Source organism: Bradyrhizobium sp. SK17 (assembly GCF_002831585.1).
Classification (GTDB): domain Bacteria; phylum Pseudomonadota; class Alphaproteobacteria; order Rhizobiales; family Xanthobacteraceae; genus Bradyrhizobium.
Genome location: NZ_CP025113.1, coordinates 1179012 through 1197727, shown reverse-complemented (window position 1 = coordinate 1197727; position 18716 = coordinate 1179012). Strand labels below are relative to the sequence as shown.

Annotated in this window: 18 protein-coding genes; 9 read left to right on the top strand and 9 right to left on the bottom strand. The window is 65.3% G+C overall.

The features are described 5' to 3' along the window. Positions 1–56 precede the first annotated feature (56 nt). Together ubiB and ubiE are read right to left on the bottom strand one after the other, a co-directional pair. Positions 57–1631, bottom strand: coding sequence for a 2-polyprenylphenol 6-hydroxylase (gene ubiB, locus CWS35_RS05520; protein ID WP_100951200.1), 1575 nt, complete (start codon positions 1629–1631; stop codon positions 57–59). Next, positions 1628–2389, bottom strand: a complete 762-nt coding sequence (gene ubiE, locus CWS35_RS05515) for a bifunctional demethylmenaquinone methyltransferase/2-methoxy-6-polyprenyl-1,4-benzoquinol methylase UbiE (RefSeq protein WP_100951198.1) — start codon at positions 2387–2389, stop codon at positions 1628–1630. The genes ubiB and ubiE overlap by 4 nt, the downstream gene beginning before the upstream one ends. Positions 2390–2550: 161 nt before the next feature. Between ubiE and mutM the strand changes: the two genes are divergently transcribed. The 3 genes from mutM to ggt all read left to right on the top strand — a co-directional run bounded on the left by mutM (position 2551) and on the right by ggt (position 5779). Then, a complete protein-coding gene (gene mutM / locus CWS35_RS05510; RefSeq protein WP_100951196.1) occupies positions 2551–3432 on the top strand; it encodes a bifunctional DNA-formamidopyrimidine glycosylase/DNA-(apurinic or apyrimidinic site) lyase in 882 nt (293 codons plus the stop codon). A 1-nt stretch (position 3433) separates the two neighbouring features. After that, the gene (locus CWS35_RS05505) at positions 3434–3991 is read left to right on the top strand and encodes a GNAT family N-acetyltransferase (RefSeq protein WP_100951194.1); all 558 of its coding nucleotides are present in this window, start codon (positions 3434–3436) and stop codon (positions 3989–3991) included. A 108-nt stretch (positions 3992–4099) separates the two neighbouring features. Then, a complete protein-coding gene (gene ggt, locus CWS35_RS05500; protein ID WP_100956062.1) occupies positions 4100–5779 on the top strand; it encodes a gamma-glutamyltransferase in 1680 nt (559 codons plus the stop codon). 217 nt (positions 5780–5996) lie between these two features. Here the strand turns inward: ggt and CWS35_RS05490 are convergent, their stop codons facing one another. After that, positions 5997–7358, bottom strand: a complete 1362-nt coding sequence (locus tag CWS35_RS05490) for a serine protease (protein WP_168226273.1) — start codon at positions 7356–7358, stop codon at positions 5997–5999. Between the two features lie 111 nt (positions 7359–7469). Between CWS35_RS05490 and CWS35_RS05485 the strand changes: the two genes are divergently transcribed. Then, the gene (locus CWS35_RS05485; protein ID WP_100951192.1) at positions 7470–8270 is read left to right on the top strand and encodes a molybdopterin-synthase adenylyltransferase MoeB; all 801 of its coding nucleotides are present in this window, start codon (positions 7470–7472) and stop codon (positions 8268–8270) included. Positions 8271–8487: 217 nt separating this feature from the next. Here CWS35_RS05485 and CWS35_RS05480 read toward each other — a convergent pair whose 3' ends face one another. Next, a complete protein-coding gene (locus CWS35_RS05480) occupies positions 8488–9495 on the bottom strand; it encodes an aldo/keto reductase (protein WP_100951190.1) in 1008 nt (335 codons plus the stop codon). Between the two features lie 122 nt (positions 9496–9617). On the opposite strand from CWS35_RS05480, the gene CWS35_RS05475 reads away from it, so the two are divergent. Then, positions 9618–10538, top strand: coding sequence for a LysR family transcriptional regulator (locus CWS35_RS05475; protein WP_100951188.1), 921 nt, complete (start codon positions 9618–9620; stop codon positions 10536–10538). Positions 10539–10756: 218 nt separating this feature from the next. Here CWS35_RS05475 and CWS35_RS05470 read toward each other — a convergent pair whose 3' ends face one another. Beyond that, positions 10757–11761, bottom strand: coding sequence for a D-glycerate dehydrogenase (locus tag CWS35_RS05470; RefSeq protein ID WP_024584615.1), 1005 nt, complete (start codon positions 11759–11761; stop codon positions 10757–10759). A gap of 341 nt (positions 11762–12102) precedes the next feature. Between CWS35_RS05470 and CWS35_RS05465 the strand changes: the two genes are divergently transcribed. Next, positions 12103–12627, top strand: a complete 525-nt coding sequence (locus tag CWS35_RS05465; RefSeq protein WP_100956058.1) for an SH3 domain-containing protein — start codon at positions 12103–12105, stop codon at positions 12625–12627. A gap of 67 nt (positions 12628–12694) precedes the next feature. Here CWS35_RS05465 and irrA read toward each other — a convergent pair whose 3' ends face one another. Further along, positions 12695–13186, bottom strand: coding sequence for an iron response transcriptional regulator IrrA (gene irrA / locus CWS35_RS05460; RefSeq protein WP_024584613.1), 492 nt, complete (start codon positions 13184–13186; stop codon positions 12695–12697). A gap of 330 nt (positions 13187–13516) precedes the next feature. Between irrA and fabA the strand changes: the two genes are divergently transcribed. The 3 genes from fabA (at position 13517) to fabV (ending at position 16556) form a co-directional block, all read left to right on the top strand. After that, entirely contained in the window at positions 13517–14038 is a 522-nt protein-coding gene (gene fabA, locus CWS35_RS05455) for a 3-hydroxyacyl-[acyl-carrier-protein] dehydratase FabA (RefSeq protein WP_024584612.1), read from the top strand. 43 nt (positions 14039–14081) lie between these two features. Further along, positions 14082–15305 (top strand): beta-ketoacyl-ACP synthase I, encoded by a 1224-nt coding sequence (gene fabB, locus CWS35_RS05450; protein WP_024584611.1) that lies wholly within the window; start codon positions 14082–14084, stop codon positions 15303–15305. A 78-nt stretch (positions 15306–15383) separates the two neighbouring features. Further along, complete coding sequence (fabV, locus tag CWS35_RS05445) at positions 15384–16556, top strand: enoyl-ACP reductase FabV (protein ID WP_100951186.1); 1173 nt, start codon at positions 15384–15386, stop codon at positions 16554–16556. Positions 16557–16697: 141 nt separating this feature from the next. Here the strand turns inward: fabV and CWS35_RS05440 are convergent, their stop codons facing one another. The 3 genes from CWS35_RS05440 to CWS35_RS05430 form a co-directional block, all read right to left on the bottom strand. Next, positions 16698–17294, bottom strand: coding sequence for a glutathione S-transferase family protein (locus tag CWS35_RS05440; protein ID WP_024584609.1), 597 nt, complete (start codon positions 17292–17294; stop codon positions 16698–16700). Next, a complete protein-coding gene (locus CWS35_RS05435) occupies positions 17291–17767 on the bottom strand; it encodes a GNAT family N-acetyltransferase (protein ID WP_024584608.1) in 477 nt (158 codons plus the stop codon). Before CWS35_RS05435 ends, CWS35_RS05440 begins: the two co-directional genes overlap by 4 nt. 114 nt (positions 17768–17881) lie before the next feature. After that, positions 17882–18616 carry a superoxide dismutase gene (locus tag CWS35_RS05430; protein WP_100951184.1) on the bottom strand — a complete coding sequence of 245 codons (735 nt, stop codon included), beginning with the start codon at positions 18614–18616 and terminating at the stop codon, positions 17882–17884. Between the last annotated feature and the right edge of the window lie 100 nt (positions 18617–18716).

Here is an 18716-nt window from a genome sequence, read left to right as displayed (position 1 = left end):
CAGGCATCATGCTCAAACAATGATAGCGATGCTATCACATGATGCATGCATTGCAATCAATGCGCGCGGATGGCGAAGAAGATTCCGATCAGGGCTGCGGCAATGACCCAGAGGCCGATGGTCTGGATGCGTGCCTTCTTGGCCTCGGCGCGGGCCATTTCGTCGATCGAATCCGACGACAGCATGTGGCCTTCCCGGGTCATGGTCTCGAGCTGCTCCAGCACCGTCACGGCGCGGCTGGCGATCGACGGCAGATTGGCGATGACGCGGCCGAGTTCGCCCGCGCCCGACAGCGCGCCCTGGATGCGCCCGGCCGGGCCGAGATTCTGCGTGATCCATTCGCGCACCACGGGATCGGCGATCTTCCAGATGTCGAGTTTGGGATCGAAGCCGCGCGCCACGCCCTCGACCACCACCATGGTCTTTTGCAGCAGGATCAGTTCGGGCCGCGTCTGCATGTCGAACAGGCCGGTGACCTCGAGCAGCAGCGACAGCAGCTTCGCCATCGAGATTTCCTCGGCGGTCCGATTGTGGATCGGTTCGCCGATGGCGCGGATCGCTTGCGCGAAATTCTCCACCGAATGGTGGCCCGGCACATAGCCGGCCTCGAAATGCACCTCGGCGACACGGCGATAGTCGCGGGTGATGAAGCCGAGCAGGATCTCGGCCAGGAAGCGCCGCTCCTTCAGCCCGAGCCGTCCCATGATGCCGAAATCCACCGCGACGAGGCGGCCGGCGTCGTCGAGGAACAGATTGCCCGGATGCATGTCGGCATGGAAGAAGCCGTCGCGCAGCGCGTGGCGCAGGAAGCTCTGGATCACCTTGCGGCCGAGATCGGGCAGGTCGACCTGGGCCGCTGCCAGGCGGGCGTGGTCGTTCAGCGCGATGCCGTCGATCCATTCCATCGTCAGCACGCTGTGCGCGGTGCGATCCCAATCCACCGTCGGCACGCGGAAGTCCGGATCGTCGCTTGTGTTCTCGGCCATCTCGGACAGCGCCGCCGCCTCGAGCCGCAGGTCCATCTCCATCGCGACCGAGCGCGACATCGTGTTGATGACTTCGATCAGCCGCAGGCGCCGCGCTTCGGCGGAATGCGCCTCGGCCTTGTGCGCGACGAAGAAGAAATCGCTGAGGTCGCGGCGGAAGCGCGCCGCGACGTTGGGCCGGAGCACCTTGACCGCAACCTGCTGCCGCACGCCGTCGCGCTCGACCTCGGCGCGATGCACCTGGGCGATCGAGGCTGCGGCGACCGCGGGGCCGAGATGCACGAAAGCCTGCGACAGCGGCCGTTCCAGCGATTGCGCGATGACGGTCTCGGCTTCGTCCTGCGCGAATGGCGGCAGCCGGTCTTGCAGGCTTTCGAGATCGCGCGCCATCGCGACGCCGACCACGTCGGGGCGGGTGGCGAGGAACTGGCCGAGCTTGAGATAGGCCGGCCCGAGCCTCGTCAGCGCGCGCGACAGCCGCGGGCCGGATTTGGCGGAGCGGCGCTCGATCAGCCGCGCCATTTTCAGCGCGAGCTGCCCGGGCGGCGGCACCAGCGCCGGATCGACGACGCCGAACACGCCTTCGCGCGCAAACACGAAACCGGCGCGGGCGAGGCGCGCGATGTGGGTCAGTGCAGAGATCACAAACGCCAGCCCGAATGCAGCGCCACGATGCCGCCGGAGAGGCTCTGCCATTTCACGCGGGCGAAGCCGGCGGCGCTGATCATCTCGGCGAACGCGTTCGGCCGCGGGAATTTGCGAATCGACTCGACGAGATATTGATAGGACTCGGCATCACCGGTGACGGCGCGGCCGAGTGGCGGGATCACCTTGAAGGAAAACAGGTCGTAGATCTTGTCGAGGCCGGGCACGTCGACGGTGGAGAATTCCAGGCACAGGAAGCGGCTGCCCGGCTTGAGCACCCGATAGGCCTCGCGCAGCGCGAGCTCGATCTGCGGCACGTTGCGGATGCCGAAAGCGATGGTGTAGGCGTCGAACGAACGATCGGCGAAACCCAGCGTCTCCGCATTGCCCTCGACGAACGACACGCGGTCGTCGAGGTGCTGCTTGGCGGCGCGTTCGCGGCCGACCGCGAGCATCTCGCCATTGATGTCGCAGACGGTGGCATGGAAGCCGGTGCCCGCGGCCTTGGCGGCCCGGAACGAGATGTCGCCGGTGCCGCCGGCGACGTCGAGCAGCGCGAACGGCCGGTCGCCCTTCGGCGGGTCGAGCGTCGTGATCATGACGTCCTTCCAGGCCCGGTGCAGGCCGGCCGACATCAGATCGTTCATCAGGTCATAACGCGACGCGACGCTGTGAAACACTTCGTTCACCAGCGTCTGCTTCTCGCCCAGGGGCACGTCCCTGAAGCCGAAATGGGTGGTTTGCTCCGGCCGATCCATCACTCAGAACTCTTGTTCATCTTGGTCGCGATTTCTTCCTGCGAACCGGTCGATCTCGCATCTGGCGCGGGACAGGCTTGGTTCGAAAACGCTCCAGCCAAACCATAGCGCGGCGGCCGCAATGGCGCTATCACGTCAGTCCCAAAAGGTGAATGCCTGCCATGCCGGAATTACCCGAAGTCGAGACCGTCCGCCGCGGCCTGCAACCGGCCATGGAGGGCTCCAAAATCCTCAAGGCCGAGGCCCGCCGCAAGGATCTGCGGTTTCCGTTTCAAAAAGACTTTATCGCCCGGCTCGAGGGTCAGACCATCACCGGGCTCGGCCGCCGCGCCAAATATCTGATGGCGGACCTGAACTCCGGCGACGTGCTGCTGATGCATCTCGGCATGTCGGGCTCATTCCGCGTCCTGAAGCAGGAGGGCGCGGCGACACCGGGGCAATTCCACCATCCGCGCAGCGACGACCGTGCGCACGATCATGTCGTGTTCCACATGTCCTCGGGCGCGGCGGTCGTGTTCAACGATCCCAGGCGCTTCGGCTACATGAAGATCATCGCCCGCAACGCGATCGAGGACGAGCCGCTGCTGAAGGGGCTCGGGCCCGAGCCGCTCGGCAACGAATTCGACGCGGCGATGCTGGCGCGCTCCTGCCACAACAAGAAGACCAGCCTGAAGGCGGCGCTGCTCGATCAGCGCGTGGTGGCGGGACTTGGCAACATCTATGTCTGCGAGGCGCTGTTTCGCTCGCATCTGTCGCCGCGGCGATTGGCCGCGACGCTCGCGACCAAGAAGGCCGAGCCCACCGATCATGCCAAGCGGCTGGTCGATGCGATCCATTCGGTGCTCAACCAGGCGATCAAGGCCGGCGGCTCCTCGATCAACGACCATCGCTTGACCAATGGCGATCTCGGCTACTTCCAGCATTCGTTCCAGGTCTACGACCGCGAAGGCGAGACATGCCGCACGGCGGGTTGCGAGGGCATCGTCAAGCGCTTCACCCAGAACGGCCGTTCGACGTTCTGGTGCCCGAAATGTCAGAAGTGACATGTTCGAAACGCCACGCATCGAGACGCCGCGCCTGATCCTGCGGCCGCTTGCACCCTCGGATGCTCCGGCGATCCAGCGTCACTTCGACAATTGGAACGTGATCAAGACGCTCGCGACCGTGGTGCCGTGGCCCTATCCCGAAGACGGCGCGGAGAGCTTCATCACGCGCGAGCTGGACAAGATCGCGGGCGGCGAGGAAAGTTATCAATGGGTGCTGGTGTTGCGCGCCGGCGATGGCGAGGCGATCGGCAACATCAATTTCCGGCCGCGGGCTGATGGCCGCAAGGGCAATCGCGGGTTCTGGCTCGCCGAGCCTTATTGGAATCAAGGTCTCATGACCGAGGCGATCGCCGCGGTGAATGATTTCGCCTTCCTGACCCTTGGTCTCGATCACTTCCACGTTTGCAACGCGCCGTCCAACGTCGCCTCGCGCCGGGTCAAGCAGAAGACCGGCGCCGAATTCGTCGGCTTCGTCGAGCTTCCGCATCACAATGGCGAATCCAGAGCGGAAAAATGGAAGGTCAGGCGCGAGACCTGGCTGCGCGACCGGCGCTGACACCGCATTTGCGAATGCCGCCATGAGCCGTGCGGCGGCTTGACCGCGCCTGCGAGGCTGGCGAACATGGCTGCCATCGCTCCCTGCAAGAACGAGAACACAATGGCGATCAGCAGCAATTGGCGCGAACGCGCCGCGACCACCTTTCAATGCGAGAAGCAGCCGGCGACCTCTAGCCGCGGCATGGTGGTGAGCAATCATCCGCTGGCATCGAGCGCCGGCGCCGAGATGCTGGCGGCGGGCGGCAATGCGATTGATGCGGCGATCGCCACTCTGTTCACGCTGACCGTGGTCGAGCCGATGATGGTCGGCATCATCGGCGGCGGCATGGCGCATATCCGCCTCGCCGACGGCAGCCATCGCTTCATCGACGGCCAGAGCACGGTGCCGAAGGCGGTGCGGCCGGATACCTACACCTCGAAGCCCGGCTCGGCGCATGACGTGTTCGACACCGTCGGCAACGAGAATCTGAACGGGCCGAAGGCGGTCGCGGTGCCGGGCTCGCTGAAGGCCTGGTGCGAAACGCTGCGCCGGTTCGGCACCATGAGCCTCGCTGACGTGATGCAGCCCGCGATCAAGCATGCCGCGCGCGGTTATGCGGCGACGCCCTATCTGCACGAGTGCATCACCGACGGCGCCGCGGAGATGCTGAAGGACAAGCCGATCGCGGCGATCTATCTACCCGACGGCGCGCCGCTGAAGCCCGGCGAGCGCGTGGTGCAGGCGGAATATGCCGAGACCCTGAAATACATCGCCGACCATGGCGACAACGCGCTCTACCAGGGGCCGCTCGGCGACGTCCTGGTCGACTACATGCAGAAGAATGGCGGCTTCATCGCCCAGGAGGATCTTGCTGCTTACAAGACGGTCGAGCGCGCGCCGATCCGCTGCGACTATCGCGGCTGGGAAATCCTCGGGCCGCCGCCGCCGGCGGCGTCGGGCGTGCACATCACCGAGATGCTCAACATCCTCGAGGGCTATGACGTTGCCCGCCTCGGCTTCGGCACGACGGAGACCATCCACTATCTCGCCGAGGTGCTGAAGATCGCCTTTGCCGATCGCGAAGCCGCGAGCGGCGATCCCGCCTACATCAACGTCCCGGTGGAGCGGCTGACCTCGAAGGCCTATGCCGAGGAGCGCCGCCGCGCGATCGATGCAGACCGCGCGCAGGCCTGGAGCGCCGGCGTCACACAACTCGAAAGCGCGCACACCACGCACATGACCGCGGCGGATGCGATGGGCAATGTGGTGGCGACCACCCAGACCATCAACAATCTGTTCGGCGCCAAGATCCTGATCCCGGGTCTCGGCACCGTGCCGAACAATTACATGAACCTGTTCGATCCGCGGCCCGGGCACGCGCTGTCGCTGGCCGCAGGCAAGCGCGTCACCACCTCGATGTCGCCTGTCATGGCGCTGCGCGGAGGCAGGCTGGTTTACGCACTCGGCCTGCCCGGCGGCAAGCGCATCTTCCCGAGTGCGATGCAGGCGCTGATCAACCTGATCGACCACGGCATGAGCTTGCAGGAGGCGGTCGAGGCGCCGCGGGTCTGGACCGAGGGCAATGCGCTGGAGGTCGAGCAGGCGGTGCCGGAGAGTGTCCGCGCCGCACTCACCGCCAAGGGTCACAGAGTGCAAGTCGTGCCGACGGTGGCCGGCGGCATGAACGCGATCCAGTTCCACGCCGACGGCACGATGTCGGGCGCCGCCTGCTGGCGCGCCGACGGCACGCCGGTCGGCATCGCCGGTGGTCTCGCGCGGGCGGGGGTGCGGTTCATGCTGCGGTAACGCGGACAAGGCTGTTTGGCAGTTTGAAGCGAGCGCCATCCTCACCGTCGTCCTGGCCTAGTGCGCAATTGCGCACTAGGCCAGGACGACGTGTGGGAAGGGCGTGCATGTCATCCCCGCGCAGGCGGGGTTCCAGTACGCCGCGGCCTCTCGGCCGAAGCGCAACTGCCTCTGGAATACTGGATCGCCCGCTTTTGCGGGCGATGACAGCTCGAGTCTACTTCCGGACGCAGATTACCCGCACGACCGCGGCCTTGGCATCGGCCGAGCCGCCCGAGGCTGTGACACCATGCGCCTTCAGGAAGTCTCGCACCGTTGCGGGAGCGACCAGCGTCGCTTGCGCTGACGGAGTCGCATTGGTTGCGCCTGCGACCAGGACCGGCTTCAATAGCGCGATGCCGGCAAACTTGCCGTCGCTGTCGAGCGCAGCCGCACCGGAGAAGCCGACCGCCGGTGCTGGTGACAAGGCTGCATCTCCGCCACCGCCGATCTGTGCCACCGATGCCTTCATTGTGCTGACGGCAGCAGCACCGCCCTGGTTCTGCGGATCGGCGATCCCCGTGATGTCGAGTACCGTCTTGGTCGGACTGCCCGCGATGTCGAGCGGCTTCAGCCCGCGCGCGCCGTAGATCCGCAGCAGCGCGAGGTCGTGATCCTTGTCCTCGGCGACCCGGTCGGCGCTGCCATAGCCCGGGATCGTCAGCGCGACGCAATCGCCGCTCGCCACGCGATCAGTGACGATGACGCCGTCGTCGCTGACCACGACGCCGGTGCTGTATTCCACCGTCTTGCGCGGCGGCGGACCGGCCTGCGCGCCGGGCGGAAACGCGTTGAAGGCGCTCGACATCGCGATCACCACCGGTTCGACGGTGGTCTGCGTCGCCTGGTCATAGAGAATGGTGAGGACGCGAACCTCGTCGCCCTTCAAGGTGCCGCGCAGATAGAACTTCTTCAGTCCCTGCATGCCCGACAGCACGAAGAAGTCCGGCTTCACCACGGTGTAGTCGATGGTGCGGCCGGCGGGCTGCTTCTTTTCCTGCTCGGCAAGCCTGGCGGTGGTCGGACTGGCTTCCTTGCGCCGGGTCAGCAGCACCTGGACGGTACCGGTCGGCGAGGTCCATTTGGCGCCGGACGCATCGCTGGTCAGCTGCGGCACCAGTTTTGTCGGAATGCCGAGCCGCGCCCCGGTGCCGGGCTCGGTGACGATCCGCCAGCCGACGCTCTCCTGCTTCCGCCGTGCGGTGTCGGCGAGCGCGCCGCGCTCCTGCGGGTTCAGCACGCCGGTCGGCTTGCCGCCGCGGTTCTTCTGGAATTCCTTGATCGCATTGACCATGCGCTCGCTGACGTCGCCGGTGATCGCGCCATTATATTCGCCGACCCAGGCGAGGTCGGATTGCAGCGCCAGCCGCTCGGCCTGCGCCATCGCGCCAGCGGTATCTTCCGGCTTCTGCAATGCGGGGCGAACCGGCACCGTCGTCACGGTCTTCGGCTTGGCCCCCGCGGTCGACGGCGGCGTCATCTGGGCGTGCGCCGCCCCGATGGTTGCGAACATCAACGTTGCCGAAAGCACCGATCTCATGACAAATCCGGAGGGGATGACCGAAACCATTGACGTCCACGCAATTAAGCACATCTGCTTGGTCGGCAACAACCGTGCGTCGGTTCAGGGAACAGCGCGCAGGATACCATCATGCTGAGTGCCGACGAGCTCGAACGCTATGCCCGCCACATCGTGCTGCGCGAGGTGGGTGGCCCCGGCCAGAACGCGCTGAAGCAATCCTCAGTGCTGGTGATCGGCGCCGGCGGCCTCGGCGCGCCGGTGCTGATGTATCTGGCGGCCGCGGGTGTCGGCCGGCTCGGCGTGGTCGATGACGACGTCGTCTCGCTCTCCAATTTGCAGCGCCAGATCATCCACACCACGTCCGACATCGGCAAGCACAAGGTCGACAGCGCGGCGGCGCAGATTCATGCGCTCAATCCGCATGTGACTTTCGAAGCGCATCCAATGCGGCTCGATGCGGACAATGCGATGGCGCTGATTTCAAACTACGATCTCGTGCTCGACGGCTCCGACAATTTCGAGACCCGCTATCTCGTCGCCGATGCCTGCTTCCTGGCGAAGCGGCCGCTGATTACGGCGGCGCTCGGGCAGTTCGACGGCTCGCTGACCACGATCCGCGCCCATGAGAAGAATGCGCAAGGCGTGTTCAACCCGACCTATCGCTGCCTGTTCCCGGAGGCGCCGCCGCCGGGCACGGTGCCGGCCTGCGCCGAGGCCGGCGTGATGGGGGCGCTGGCCGGCCTCATGGGATCGATGATGGCGCTGGAGGCGATCCGCGAGATCGTCGGCTTCGGCGAAGGCCTGGTCGGCCGCCTGCTGATGGTGGATGCGCGCGCGATGCGGTTCGAGACCCTGCGCTACGCGCGCGATCCGCAGAACCCGCTCAATGGCGATGCTGCCGTGATCACCGACCTGAGCGGGCATCGGTGAGGTTTTGGGCGTGAGAGATGAGGTTGAACTGGATCGACAGCGGAGGTTGACCTCTCCCTTGGGAGAGGTCGGCGCGTAGCGCCGGGTGAGGGGTTACGGTCCCTCATCTAAAGCTGCGGCCCCTCACCCGATTTGCTTTGCAAATCGACCTCTCCCCGACGGGGAGAGGTGAAGCAAGTGCATCGTCGAACCGCTTTCGAATACAACTCATCTTGCGCTAGGACGTGGTCGCGGGCTTTTCGCTGTCCATGTGCCGGAGGTGCTCCTCCGGATAGCGTCCGCCTGCGGCCGCGCCGGGCGGAAATGCCTCTGCCAGCGCGGCGAGATGCGCCGCGGTCAGTTTCACATCGCGCGCGCCGAGTGCCTCGGTCAACCGCTCGCGGCGCCGCGCGCCGACCAGCGGCACGATGTCGGTGCCCTGGGCCGCGACCCAGGCGATCGCGACCTGCGCAGGAGAGGCGCCGATCTCGCCGGCGATGCCGCGCAGCCGGTCCGCCAGCGCCAAATTGGCGTCGATGTTGCCGGCCTGGAAGCGCGGGCTCATCAGGCGGAAATCCTTGGCGCCGGCATGGTCCTTCGACCAGTGTCCGCTGATCAGCCCGCGCGCCAGCACGCCATAGGCGGTGACGCCGATCCCGAGCTCGCGGCAGGTCTTCAGGATGTCGCTCTCGATGCCGCGCGAGATCAGCGAATATTCGATCTGCAGATCGGCGATCGGGTGCACCTTGTGGGCGCGGCGGATGGTGTCGGAGCCGACCTCGGACAGGCCGATATGCCGGATCCAGCCGGCCTTGATCATGTCGGCCATCGCGCCGATCGTGTCCTCGATCGGCACATTGGGATCGAGCCGGGCCGGGCGGTAGATATCGATGTGGTCGACGCCGAGCCGTTGTAGCGAATAGGCGACGAAATTCTTCGCGGCCGCAGGCCGGCTGTCGTAGCCGAGGAAGCCGTAATTGCGATCGCGCAGCGCGCCGAACTTGACGCTGATCTGCAGATTGTCGCGGCTTCGGCTCTTCAGCGCCTCGCCGATCAGCATTTCGTTGTGGCCCATGCCGTAGAAGTCGCCGGTGTCGAGCAGCGTGATGCCGGCATCGAGCGCGGCGTGGATGGTGGCGATGCTCTCGTTGCGGTCGGCGGGGCCGTAGAAGTCCGACATGCCCATGCAGCCGAGGCCGAGCTGCGAGACGCTCGGGCCGGTGGAGCCGAGTTTGCGTGTGTCCATGGTGGTGCTCCCTGGATGTCGCGGCGGATCATCCGCCGCCAGAATGACGCGGCTGATATGGGCGGGTTCGTTGCCGGGGTTAAGCTGGACAATCCAGAATAGCTTGTTCACTATATCGAACAATGCAGGATTTCGACCTTCGCGACCTCGACGCCTTCGTGGCGGTGGCACGCACCCGCAACTTCCGGCGCGCCGCGCTGGAGAGCCGCGTCTCGGTCTCGAGCCTCAGCCAGCGCCTGCGCGACATGGAGGAGCGGCTCGGCGTCCGCCTGATGAACCGCACCACCCGCAGCGTCGCGCTGACCGAGGCCGGCGAACTGCTGCTCGCCCGGGTCGCGCCGGCGATGGTCAACGTCGCCGATGCGATCACCGAGGTCCGCGGTCTGCGCGCCGAGCCGTCGGGGCGCCTGCGCATCAACGCGCCGCCGCCCGCGATCGACCTCGTGCTGGCGCCGATGATCGCGCCGTTCCTCGCCAGATATCCGCAGGTCGATCTGGACATCGTCGCCGAGAGCGCCTTCGTCGACATCGTCGCGCAGGGCTTCGACGCCGGCGTGCGCTATGGCGAGCATCTGGCCCAGGATATGGTGGCGGTCCCGCTGGGCGCGCCGCAGCGCTACGCGGTGGTGGCGTCGAGCGAGTATGTCGCAAAGCACGGCCGGCCGATGCAGCCGAAGGATTTGCTGACGCATGCCTGTATCCGCACCCGCTTCAGCAACGGCGTGATCTTCGATTGGGAGTTCGAGAAGAGCGGACGCGTGGTGAAGATTTCGCCGCCGGCCAAGCTGATTGCGACGCATCTCGGTCTCGCGCTGCGTGCGGTCCACGATGGCGTCGGCTACTGGGCGACGTTCGAGGGCTATGTCCGCTACGGCGTGAAGTCCGGCGCGCTCGTCAGCGTGCTCGATGACTGGTGCCCGCCGTTCGACGGGCCGTTCCTGTACTATCCAAGCCGGCGCCAGCCGCCGCCCGCGCTCGCTGCCTTCGTGGCGTTCGTCGCCGACTGGCGCAAGCAGGCGCGGCGGACGAGGAAGTCGAGCTAGATCCACACCGTCGTCCCGGCGAAGGCCGGGACCCATAACCACAGGCGAGCATTAATAGAGCGCGCTGTGGCCACAGCTCATCGCAACAACCAACATTTGGGGTAACGGGTCCCGGCCTTCGCCGGGACGACACCGAATGCGGTTCGGCCGCACCGGCTGCTTTGCATGGGGTTGTTTTCGATATTTTGCCAGCAGCGCATCCGAGGCTACGGGTTCCCCTACAGCATGCTTGGCAGCACGCGATCCGGTGGCTTGTGGGCGTCGAGGAAGGTACGGATGTTGATGATCACCTTCTCGCCCATCTCGACGCGGCCCTCGATGGTGGCCGAGCCCATATGCGGCAGCAGCGTCACCTTGCCGGCCCTGGCGAGCCGCACCAGCTTCGGATTGACCGCCGGCTCGTGCTCATAGACGTCGAGGCCCGCGCCGCCGACTTCGCCGGCTTCGATCAGCTTGATCAGCGTGTCCTCGTCGATCACCCCGCCGCGCGCGGTGTTGACGATATAGGCCTCCTTGCGGATCAGCTTGAGCCGCCGCGCCGACAGCAGATGATAGGTGGCCGGCGTGTGCGGGCAGTTCACGGAGATGATGTCCATCCGCGCCAGCATCTGGTCGAGGCTCTCCCAATAGGTCGCGCCGAGTTCGTCGGCGATCATGGGCGCGACCGGGCGGCGGTTGTGATAGTGGATCTGGAGGCCGAAGGCGCGGGCGCGGCGCGCCACCGCCTGGCCGATGCGGCCCATGCCGATGATGCCGAGCCGCTTGCCGCCGATGCGGTGGCCGAGCATCCAGGTCGGCGACCAGCCGGCCCAGTGCTGCTTGCCTTCGGTCAGGATCGAGGCGCCCTCGATCATCCGCCGCGGCACCGCAAGGATCAGCGCCATGGTCATATCGGCGGTGTCCTCGGTCAGCACCTTCGGCGTGTTGGTCACCGTGATGCCGCGGGCATGCGCCGCCGCGACGTCGATATTGTCGACGCCGTTGCCGAAATTGGCGATCATCTTCAGCTTGCAATCGGGCTGGTTGACGACGTCCTCGCCGATCATGTCGGTGACCGTCGGCACCAGCACGTCGGCCGTCCTCGCCGCCTCGGCGATCTGCTCCGGCGTCATCGGCGTGTCGTCGAGATTCAATCGGGCATCGAACAGCTCGCGCATCCGGGTCTCGATCGAGTCCGGCAGCTTGCGGGTGACGACGACGAGAGGCTTTTTCTTCACCGACATGTCCTGCTTTCATGAGGCGCGCGGCTCGCCAAAACCCGAACCGTTCAGGCCTCATTAACCCGGTTGTTCGACACTGCTGATAGCCGCGCTGTCCCGGCGTTTCCTTCGCGTTTCCTAGGGTTCCCCGATACTTGCCCCGGCTTTCGTCAGGGGAAATCCGGGTGTTCTGGCTCTCAGGCGTTCCGTCCTCTCTAGCAGAAGGCCGGGCCAAGACAAGAACTCCTCGGAAGCCACCAGGACCGGGACCGAACAGCGCGGGCGCGGCGGCCTTCGGGCACGGGTTTGGATTTGGGTTGCAGCTCGCCGAATGCGGGCTGGGCATCTCGGCAGGAGACGAGTTGATGGTGTGGCGTTTGGGTTCGTTGGTGGCGCTGGTCGGAAGCATGCTGAGTGCGTCGGTCATGCCGGGACACACCGCCAAGGATTTGAGCCCCACCACCAGCGGCCTGCCGATCCCGCGCTATGTCAGCCTGAAATCCGATCATGTGAACGTCAGGGGCGGCCCGACCAAGGATAACGACGTCGCCTGGGTCTACACCCGCTCGGGGCTGCCGGTCGAAATCACCGCCGAGTTCGAGAACTGGCGCCGGGTGCGCGATTCCGAAGGCGCCGAGGGCTGGGTCTATCACTCGCTGCTGTCGGGCCGCCGCACCGCCGTCGTCACGATGAAGAACAAGGACGACCTGGCTTCGCTCTATGATCGGCCGGACGCCACCAGCGCCGTCGTGGCCCGCCTCCAGGCCGGTGTCGTCGCGCAGGTCAAGAAATGCGCCAACAACTGGTGCCGCGTCACCGGCAACGGGTTCGACGGCTGGATCGAGCAGCAGCGCCTCTGGGGCGTCTATGCCGACGAGAAGGTGGACTGACGCAGTCCCGAAACGACAATGGCCGGGGCGAGCCCGGCCATCATGCCTCAATCCACACTAGATCGGTTCAGCGCTTCTTGCGCAGCCGCACGACCATGTCGACGCGGGAAATCTCGTAGCCGTCCGGCACGTCGGGCATCTTCGAGAGCACGAGGTTCGGGTCGGGAATGTCGACCAGCTCGTGGTTGTGCTCGAGATAGAAGTGATGATGGGTCGACACGTTGGTGTCGAAATAGGTCTTGGTGCCGTCGACCGAGACCTGCCGCAGCAGGCCGGCATCGGTCAGCTGGTTGAGCGTGTTGTAGACGGTCGCCAGCGACACCGGAACCTTGGCCAGCGTGGCTTCCTCGTACAGCATTTCCGCGGTCAGGTGGCGGGCACCCTTGCCGAACAGCAGCCAGCCCAACGCCATGCGCTGGCGCGTCGGCCGGAGACCGGCAGATTGCAACATCTCGTTGACGTCATGCCACGGGCAGCCGGTCAGGGCAGGGTGATGCCCAGCGCCCCGGGCAGCCGGGTGCACAGCATCATCGTTCACAGCCGATACTTCCTCGTTCATGTCCACTCTATGCACCCAACTCAGGCAATATTCCTCACAAATATAAAAAGGACGTCTATCAGATGCAAGTTTTTCGCAACTAGAACGAATCAAAGGTGCGGTAGAAACTGATGCTGCGGCGGCCATTTATCATCGGAATGCCGCTTTGCCGGCCGATTAACCCTATGTTAGAGAGCGCGCGGACCACATATGCGCTTTCGGCAGGGATAACAGGCCCGTAGCGTACCCAGGTAGCGCCTAGATGCGGGACGGGATATTCCCGGTTCCCGTGGGTAGATTAAGGTCCGACCAGGCAAAGCGCTTTATCGGGACATGAGAGGTTGAAAGAGGATGCTGGATCGGCGCGGCGGTTACGAATACGAGGATTTGCTGGCTTGCGGGCGGGGCGAGCTTTTTGGTCCCGGCAATGCCCAGTTGCCGTTGCCGCCGATGCTGATGTTCGATCGCATCAGCGAGATCTCGGAGACCGGCGGCGAGTTCGGCAAGGGCCTGGTGCGCGCCGAGCTCGAAGTGAAACCGGATCTCTGGTTCTTCGGCTGCCATTTCAAGAACGATCCGGTGATGCCGGGCTGCCTCGGCCTCGATGCCATGTGGCAAATGGTCGGCTTTTTCCTTGGCTGGATTGGCGGCGAAGGTCGCGGCCGCGCGCTCGGTCTCGGCGAGCTGAAGTTCTCCGGACAGGTGCTGCCGCACGCGCGCAAGGTTGTGTACAACATCGATATCAAGCGCGTGATGCGGTCAAAGCTCGTGCTCGGAATCGCCGACGGGTGGCTTTCCATGGACGACGAGATTATTTATCGCGCCAAGGACTTGAAGGTCGGATTGTTCAAGCAGGGCACGGCGCCATCTTGAGCAGGATCATGACGCGGCAACATAAAGGCAGGGCGAGGCGAACATGAGGCGGGTTGTCATCACGGGGATGGGCATTGTCTCGTCCATCGGTAACAACACCCAGGAAGTGCTTGCGAGCCTCTACGAGGCGAAGTCGGGCATTTCGCGTGCGGAGAAGGCCGCCGAGCTCGGCTTCCGTTCGCAGGTGCACGGTGCGCCGACGCTCAACCCCGCCGAGGTGATCGATCGCCGCGCGATGCGGTTCCTGGCCGAAGGTGCGGCGTGGAATCACGTTGCGATGGAACAGGCGATCCGCGACGCCGGCCTCGAGGAGAACGAGGTCTCCAACATCCGAACCGGCATCATCATGGGATCCGGCGGGCCGTCGACCCGCACGCTGGTGGAGGCCGCCGATATCGCGCGCGCCAAGGGCCCGAAGCGCGTCGGCCCGTTCGCAGTGCCGAAGGGCATGTCCTCGACGGCGTCGGCGACGCTCGCGACCTGGTTCAAGATCAAGGGCGTCAACTACTCGATCTCCTCGGCCTGCGCGACGTCGAACCATTGCATCGGCAACGCCTATGAGACGATCCAGATCGGCAAGCAGGACATCATCTTCGCCGGCGGCTGCGAAGAGCTCGACTGGACGCTGTCGGTGCTGTTCGACGCCATGGGCGCGATGTCCTCGAAATACAACGACACGCCGGCCACCGCCTCGCGTCCCTACGACGTCAGCCGCGACGGTTTCGTGATCGCCGGCGGCGCGGGCGTCGTGGTGCTGGAAGAGCTCGAGCACGCCAAGGCGCGCGGCGCGCGGATTTACGGCGAGGTCGTCGGCTACGGCGCGACCTCCGACGGCTACGACATGGTGGCGCCGTCGGGCGAGGGCGCCGAGCGCTGCATGCGGATGGCGATGTCGACCGTCAACACGCCGGTCGACTACATCAACCCGCATGCCACCTCGACACCGGCCGGCGATCCGCCGGAGATCGAGGCGATCCGCAAGGTGTTCGGCACCGGCGACAAGTGTCCGCCGATCTCGGCGACCAAGGCGCTGACCGGCCATTCGCTCGGCGCCACCGGCGTGCAGGAAGCGATCTATTCGCTGTTGATGCTGAACAACGGCTTCGTCTGCGAGAGCGCGCACATCACCGAACTCGATCCCGTGTTCGCCGACATGCCGATCGTGCGCAAGCGCATCGACAACGCCAAGCTGACGACCGTGCTGTCGAACTCGTTCGGCTTCGGCGGCACCAACGCCACGCTGGTGTTCAGGCGGCTCGACGCGTGATCTGGCTGCCCTCGCTCGCCGAGGACAGGTCAGAAGGCAGCGGATGGGGACATTGCAACAATCCGGAATGGGGTTCGAATGATTATTGAACCGCGCGTGCGAGGCTTCATCTGCACCACGGCACATCCCGTCGGCTGCGCCACGAATGTCCGTGAGCAGATCGCTTACGTTCTCAAGCAGGGGCCGGTCGCCGACTGTCCCAAGCGCGTCGCCGTGCTCGGCTGCTCGACGGGCTACGGCCTTGCGAGCCGCATCGTCGCGACCTTTGCCGGCGGCGCCGATACGATCGGCGTGTCGCTGGAGCGCGAGCCTTCGGAAAAGAGAAGCGCCAGCGCCGGCTGGTACAACAACCGTGCGTTCGAGATCGAGGCCGAGAAGATCGGACGCTCGCCGCTGACGCTGGAGGGCGACGCCTTCTCCGACGAGCTGAAGAAAACCTTCATCGAGCGCGTGCGCGAAAAGTTCGGCCAGCTCGACATGCTGGTCTACAGCATGGCCGCACCGGTCCGCACCGATCCCGACACCGGCAAGACCTATCGCTCGGTCATCAAGCCGCTCGGCGCCCCCATTGAGATCAAGACGCTCGACACCGAGACCGGCGAAGTGTTCCAGACCACGCTCGAGCCGGCGAACGAGGAACAGACCGCGGCCACCGTCGCTGTGATGGGTGGCGATGACTGGAAGCGCTGGATCGACCAGCTCGCCGACGCCGGTGTGCTGGCGCCGGGTTTCCGGACGCTCAACTACACCTATATCGGCAGCGAGCTGACCTGGCCGATCTACTGGAACGGCACGCTTGGCCGCGCCAAGGTCGATCTCGACAGCAAGGCGGAAGCAATCCGCGGACGGCTCGGCGCGGACGCCGCCCGTGTCGTGGCGCTGAAGGCCGTGGTGACCCAGGCGAGCTCGGCGATTCCGGTGGTGCCGCTCTATGGCACGGTGCTGTTCAAGGTCATGAAGCAGCTCGGGCTCCACGAAGGCTGCATCGAGCAGATCGACCGCCTGTTCCGTACCCGCCTCGGCAAGGACGTCGCGCTCGATGACGCGCAGCGCATCAGGGTCGACGACTGGGAGCTGTCGCCCGAGGTGCAGACGGAAGTGTCGCGGCGCTGGCCGCTGCTCACCACCGAGACGCTCGGCGAGCTGGCCGATCTCGGCGAATACAAGAGCCAGTTCCTGCGCCTGTTCGGCTTCGGCATCGACGGCGTCGACTACACCCAGGATGTCGATCCGCGCGTCGTCCCGGGTTAAGCCGTTCGCGCGACGCGTTGGCTCTAGAGCCTTTCCCGTTCCGATGGAATCGGAACGGGGCTCTAGGTTCTTGTCTTGACGCGTTTTCTTTACGCGAACCGGTATCCACTTCGCTCGAAAACGCTCTAACCGGGCCGCGCGTCACCCTGCCGCGATCTTCTCCGCGCGCTGGAACGCCGGCCGCGCCACGCAGCGATCGATATAGGCATCGAACGCCGGCCGCGGCGGCACCATCTTGAACACCCGCACGGCGAAGTTCAGTCCGGCGCCGATCGCGATGTCGGCGGCGGAGAACTGATCGCCGAGAATCCACGGCCCCTTCTGCAATTCCGCGTCGAGCACGTCGAACACCTGTGCCGCGCTGCCCCATGCCGCGGTGCTGGTCGGCACCTCGAGCTTGGTGAACAGCTGGATCAGCGCTGGCTCGATGCAGCTCGGCGAGAAGAACAGCCATTGCAGATAGCGTGCACGCTTCGGATCGGTCGTGGCGGGCGCGAGCCTGGTCTCGGGATAGCGGTCGGCGATGTAGGCGCAGATCGCCGCCGCCTCGGCGAGCTTCGCGTCGCCGTCGGTCAGCGCCGGCACCTTGCCCATCGGGTTGATCTCGAGAAACTCCTTCGACTTCTGCGCACCGGTGCTGATATCGGTCAGCACTCGTTCGTAAGGCAGGCCGCTCTCCTCCAGCAGCCAGATGGCGGAGAACGAGCGCGAGCGCGGCGACCAGTAAAGCTTGATCATGGTTTGACCTCTTGTTTGCGGTGCTCCCGCCTCCACCGATAGTGCTTCATCATGAAGCCGGTGACCGGATTGGGTGCTTCCTTCTCGAACACAAAACCTTCGCGCTCGTACCAGCGCCAGGCTTTCTCGTTCTCGCGGACGCATTTCAGCCAGATCTCGTCGGGCATTTGCCGGCGCGTGAAGGCGAGCAGCTCGCGTCCGAGGCTCTTGCCCTGATGGCTTGGCGCGACCATCAACTGGTCGAGCAGCGAGGTCGGCAAATGCAGCGCCAGCATGGCGGCGATGGTGCCGCGATCGTCGGCAACGAACAGGCTCCAGCCGCCGGCGATCTCGCGCGGCAGGCGTGCGCGTAGATCGTTCAGCAGCCCGTCGCTGCGTGGAGTGAGCCCGGTCGAGGTCCAGCTCTCCATCCAGATGCGCGCGATCTCGTCGTACTCGTCGGGGCGGCCAGGGCGGATTGTCGGCAGGGCCATCGTCGCCTCCTTCGGGCACGGCCACGGAATTCCAATCACAAGGAAGGCCTCACGATCATCTCGTGAGGCCTTCAAATCTAGCGCATCCGTTCGCGGCCAGCGAGCCTTACCGGCTCATACGCCGAGCGTGCCGGCCTTGGCTGCCGCATAACGCTCGGCCACGGCTTTCCAGTTCACCGTGTTCCACCACGCCTTGAGGTAATCCGGCCGGCGGTTCTGATAGGTCAGGTAATAGGCGTGCTCCCAGACGTCGTTGCCGAGCAGCGCGCGCTTGCCGTCCATGATCGGATTGTCCTGGTTGGGCCGCGTCTCGATCGCGAGCTTGCCATCCTTGGTGACGGTGACGAACACCCATCCGGAGCCGAACACGCGCCCACCGGCAGCGTTGAAATCGGTCTGGAATTTCTCCATGCCGCCGAGATCGCGGTCGATCGCCGACAGCACCTCGCCGTCGGGCTTGCCGCCATTCGGTCCCATGATCTGCCAGAACATCGTGTGGTTGGCGTGGCCGCCCATGTTGTTGCGCACGCCGGTGCGGATCGCGTCCGGCACGCCGCCGAGATTGGCGAGCACGTCGGTGACCGGCTTCTCGGCGATCTGCGGATGATCCTTGGCGAAAGTGTTGAGGTTGGTGACATAGGCCTGGTGATGCCGGTCGTGATGGATCTCCATCGTCTTGGCATCGATATGCGGCTCCAGCGCATTGGTTGGATAGGTCAACGGATCGACCTTGAAGGGTCCGGCTGGAGCTTGCGCAGCGGTCTGGGCCAGCGCGAGGCGTGGCGCCGCCGCGACCGCGGCAGCCGTGGTTGCCGCAAGCATGAGATGGCGTCGGGATATCGGTGACATCGGTTCCTCCTGACCTGAAGCTCAATTGTCGCGTTCGACAGAGCATAGCGAGTTACGTGCGAGCCACGTTAGGCGGTTTCGAAGACGGTCATTGTGACGC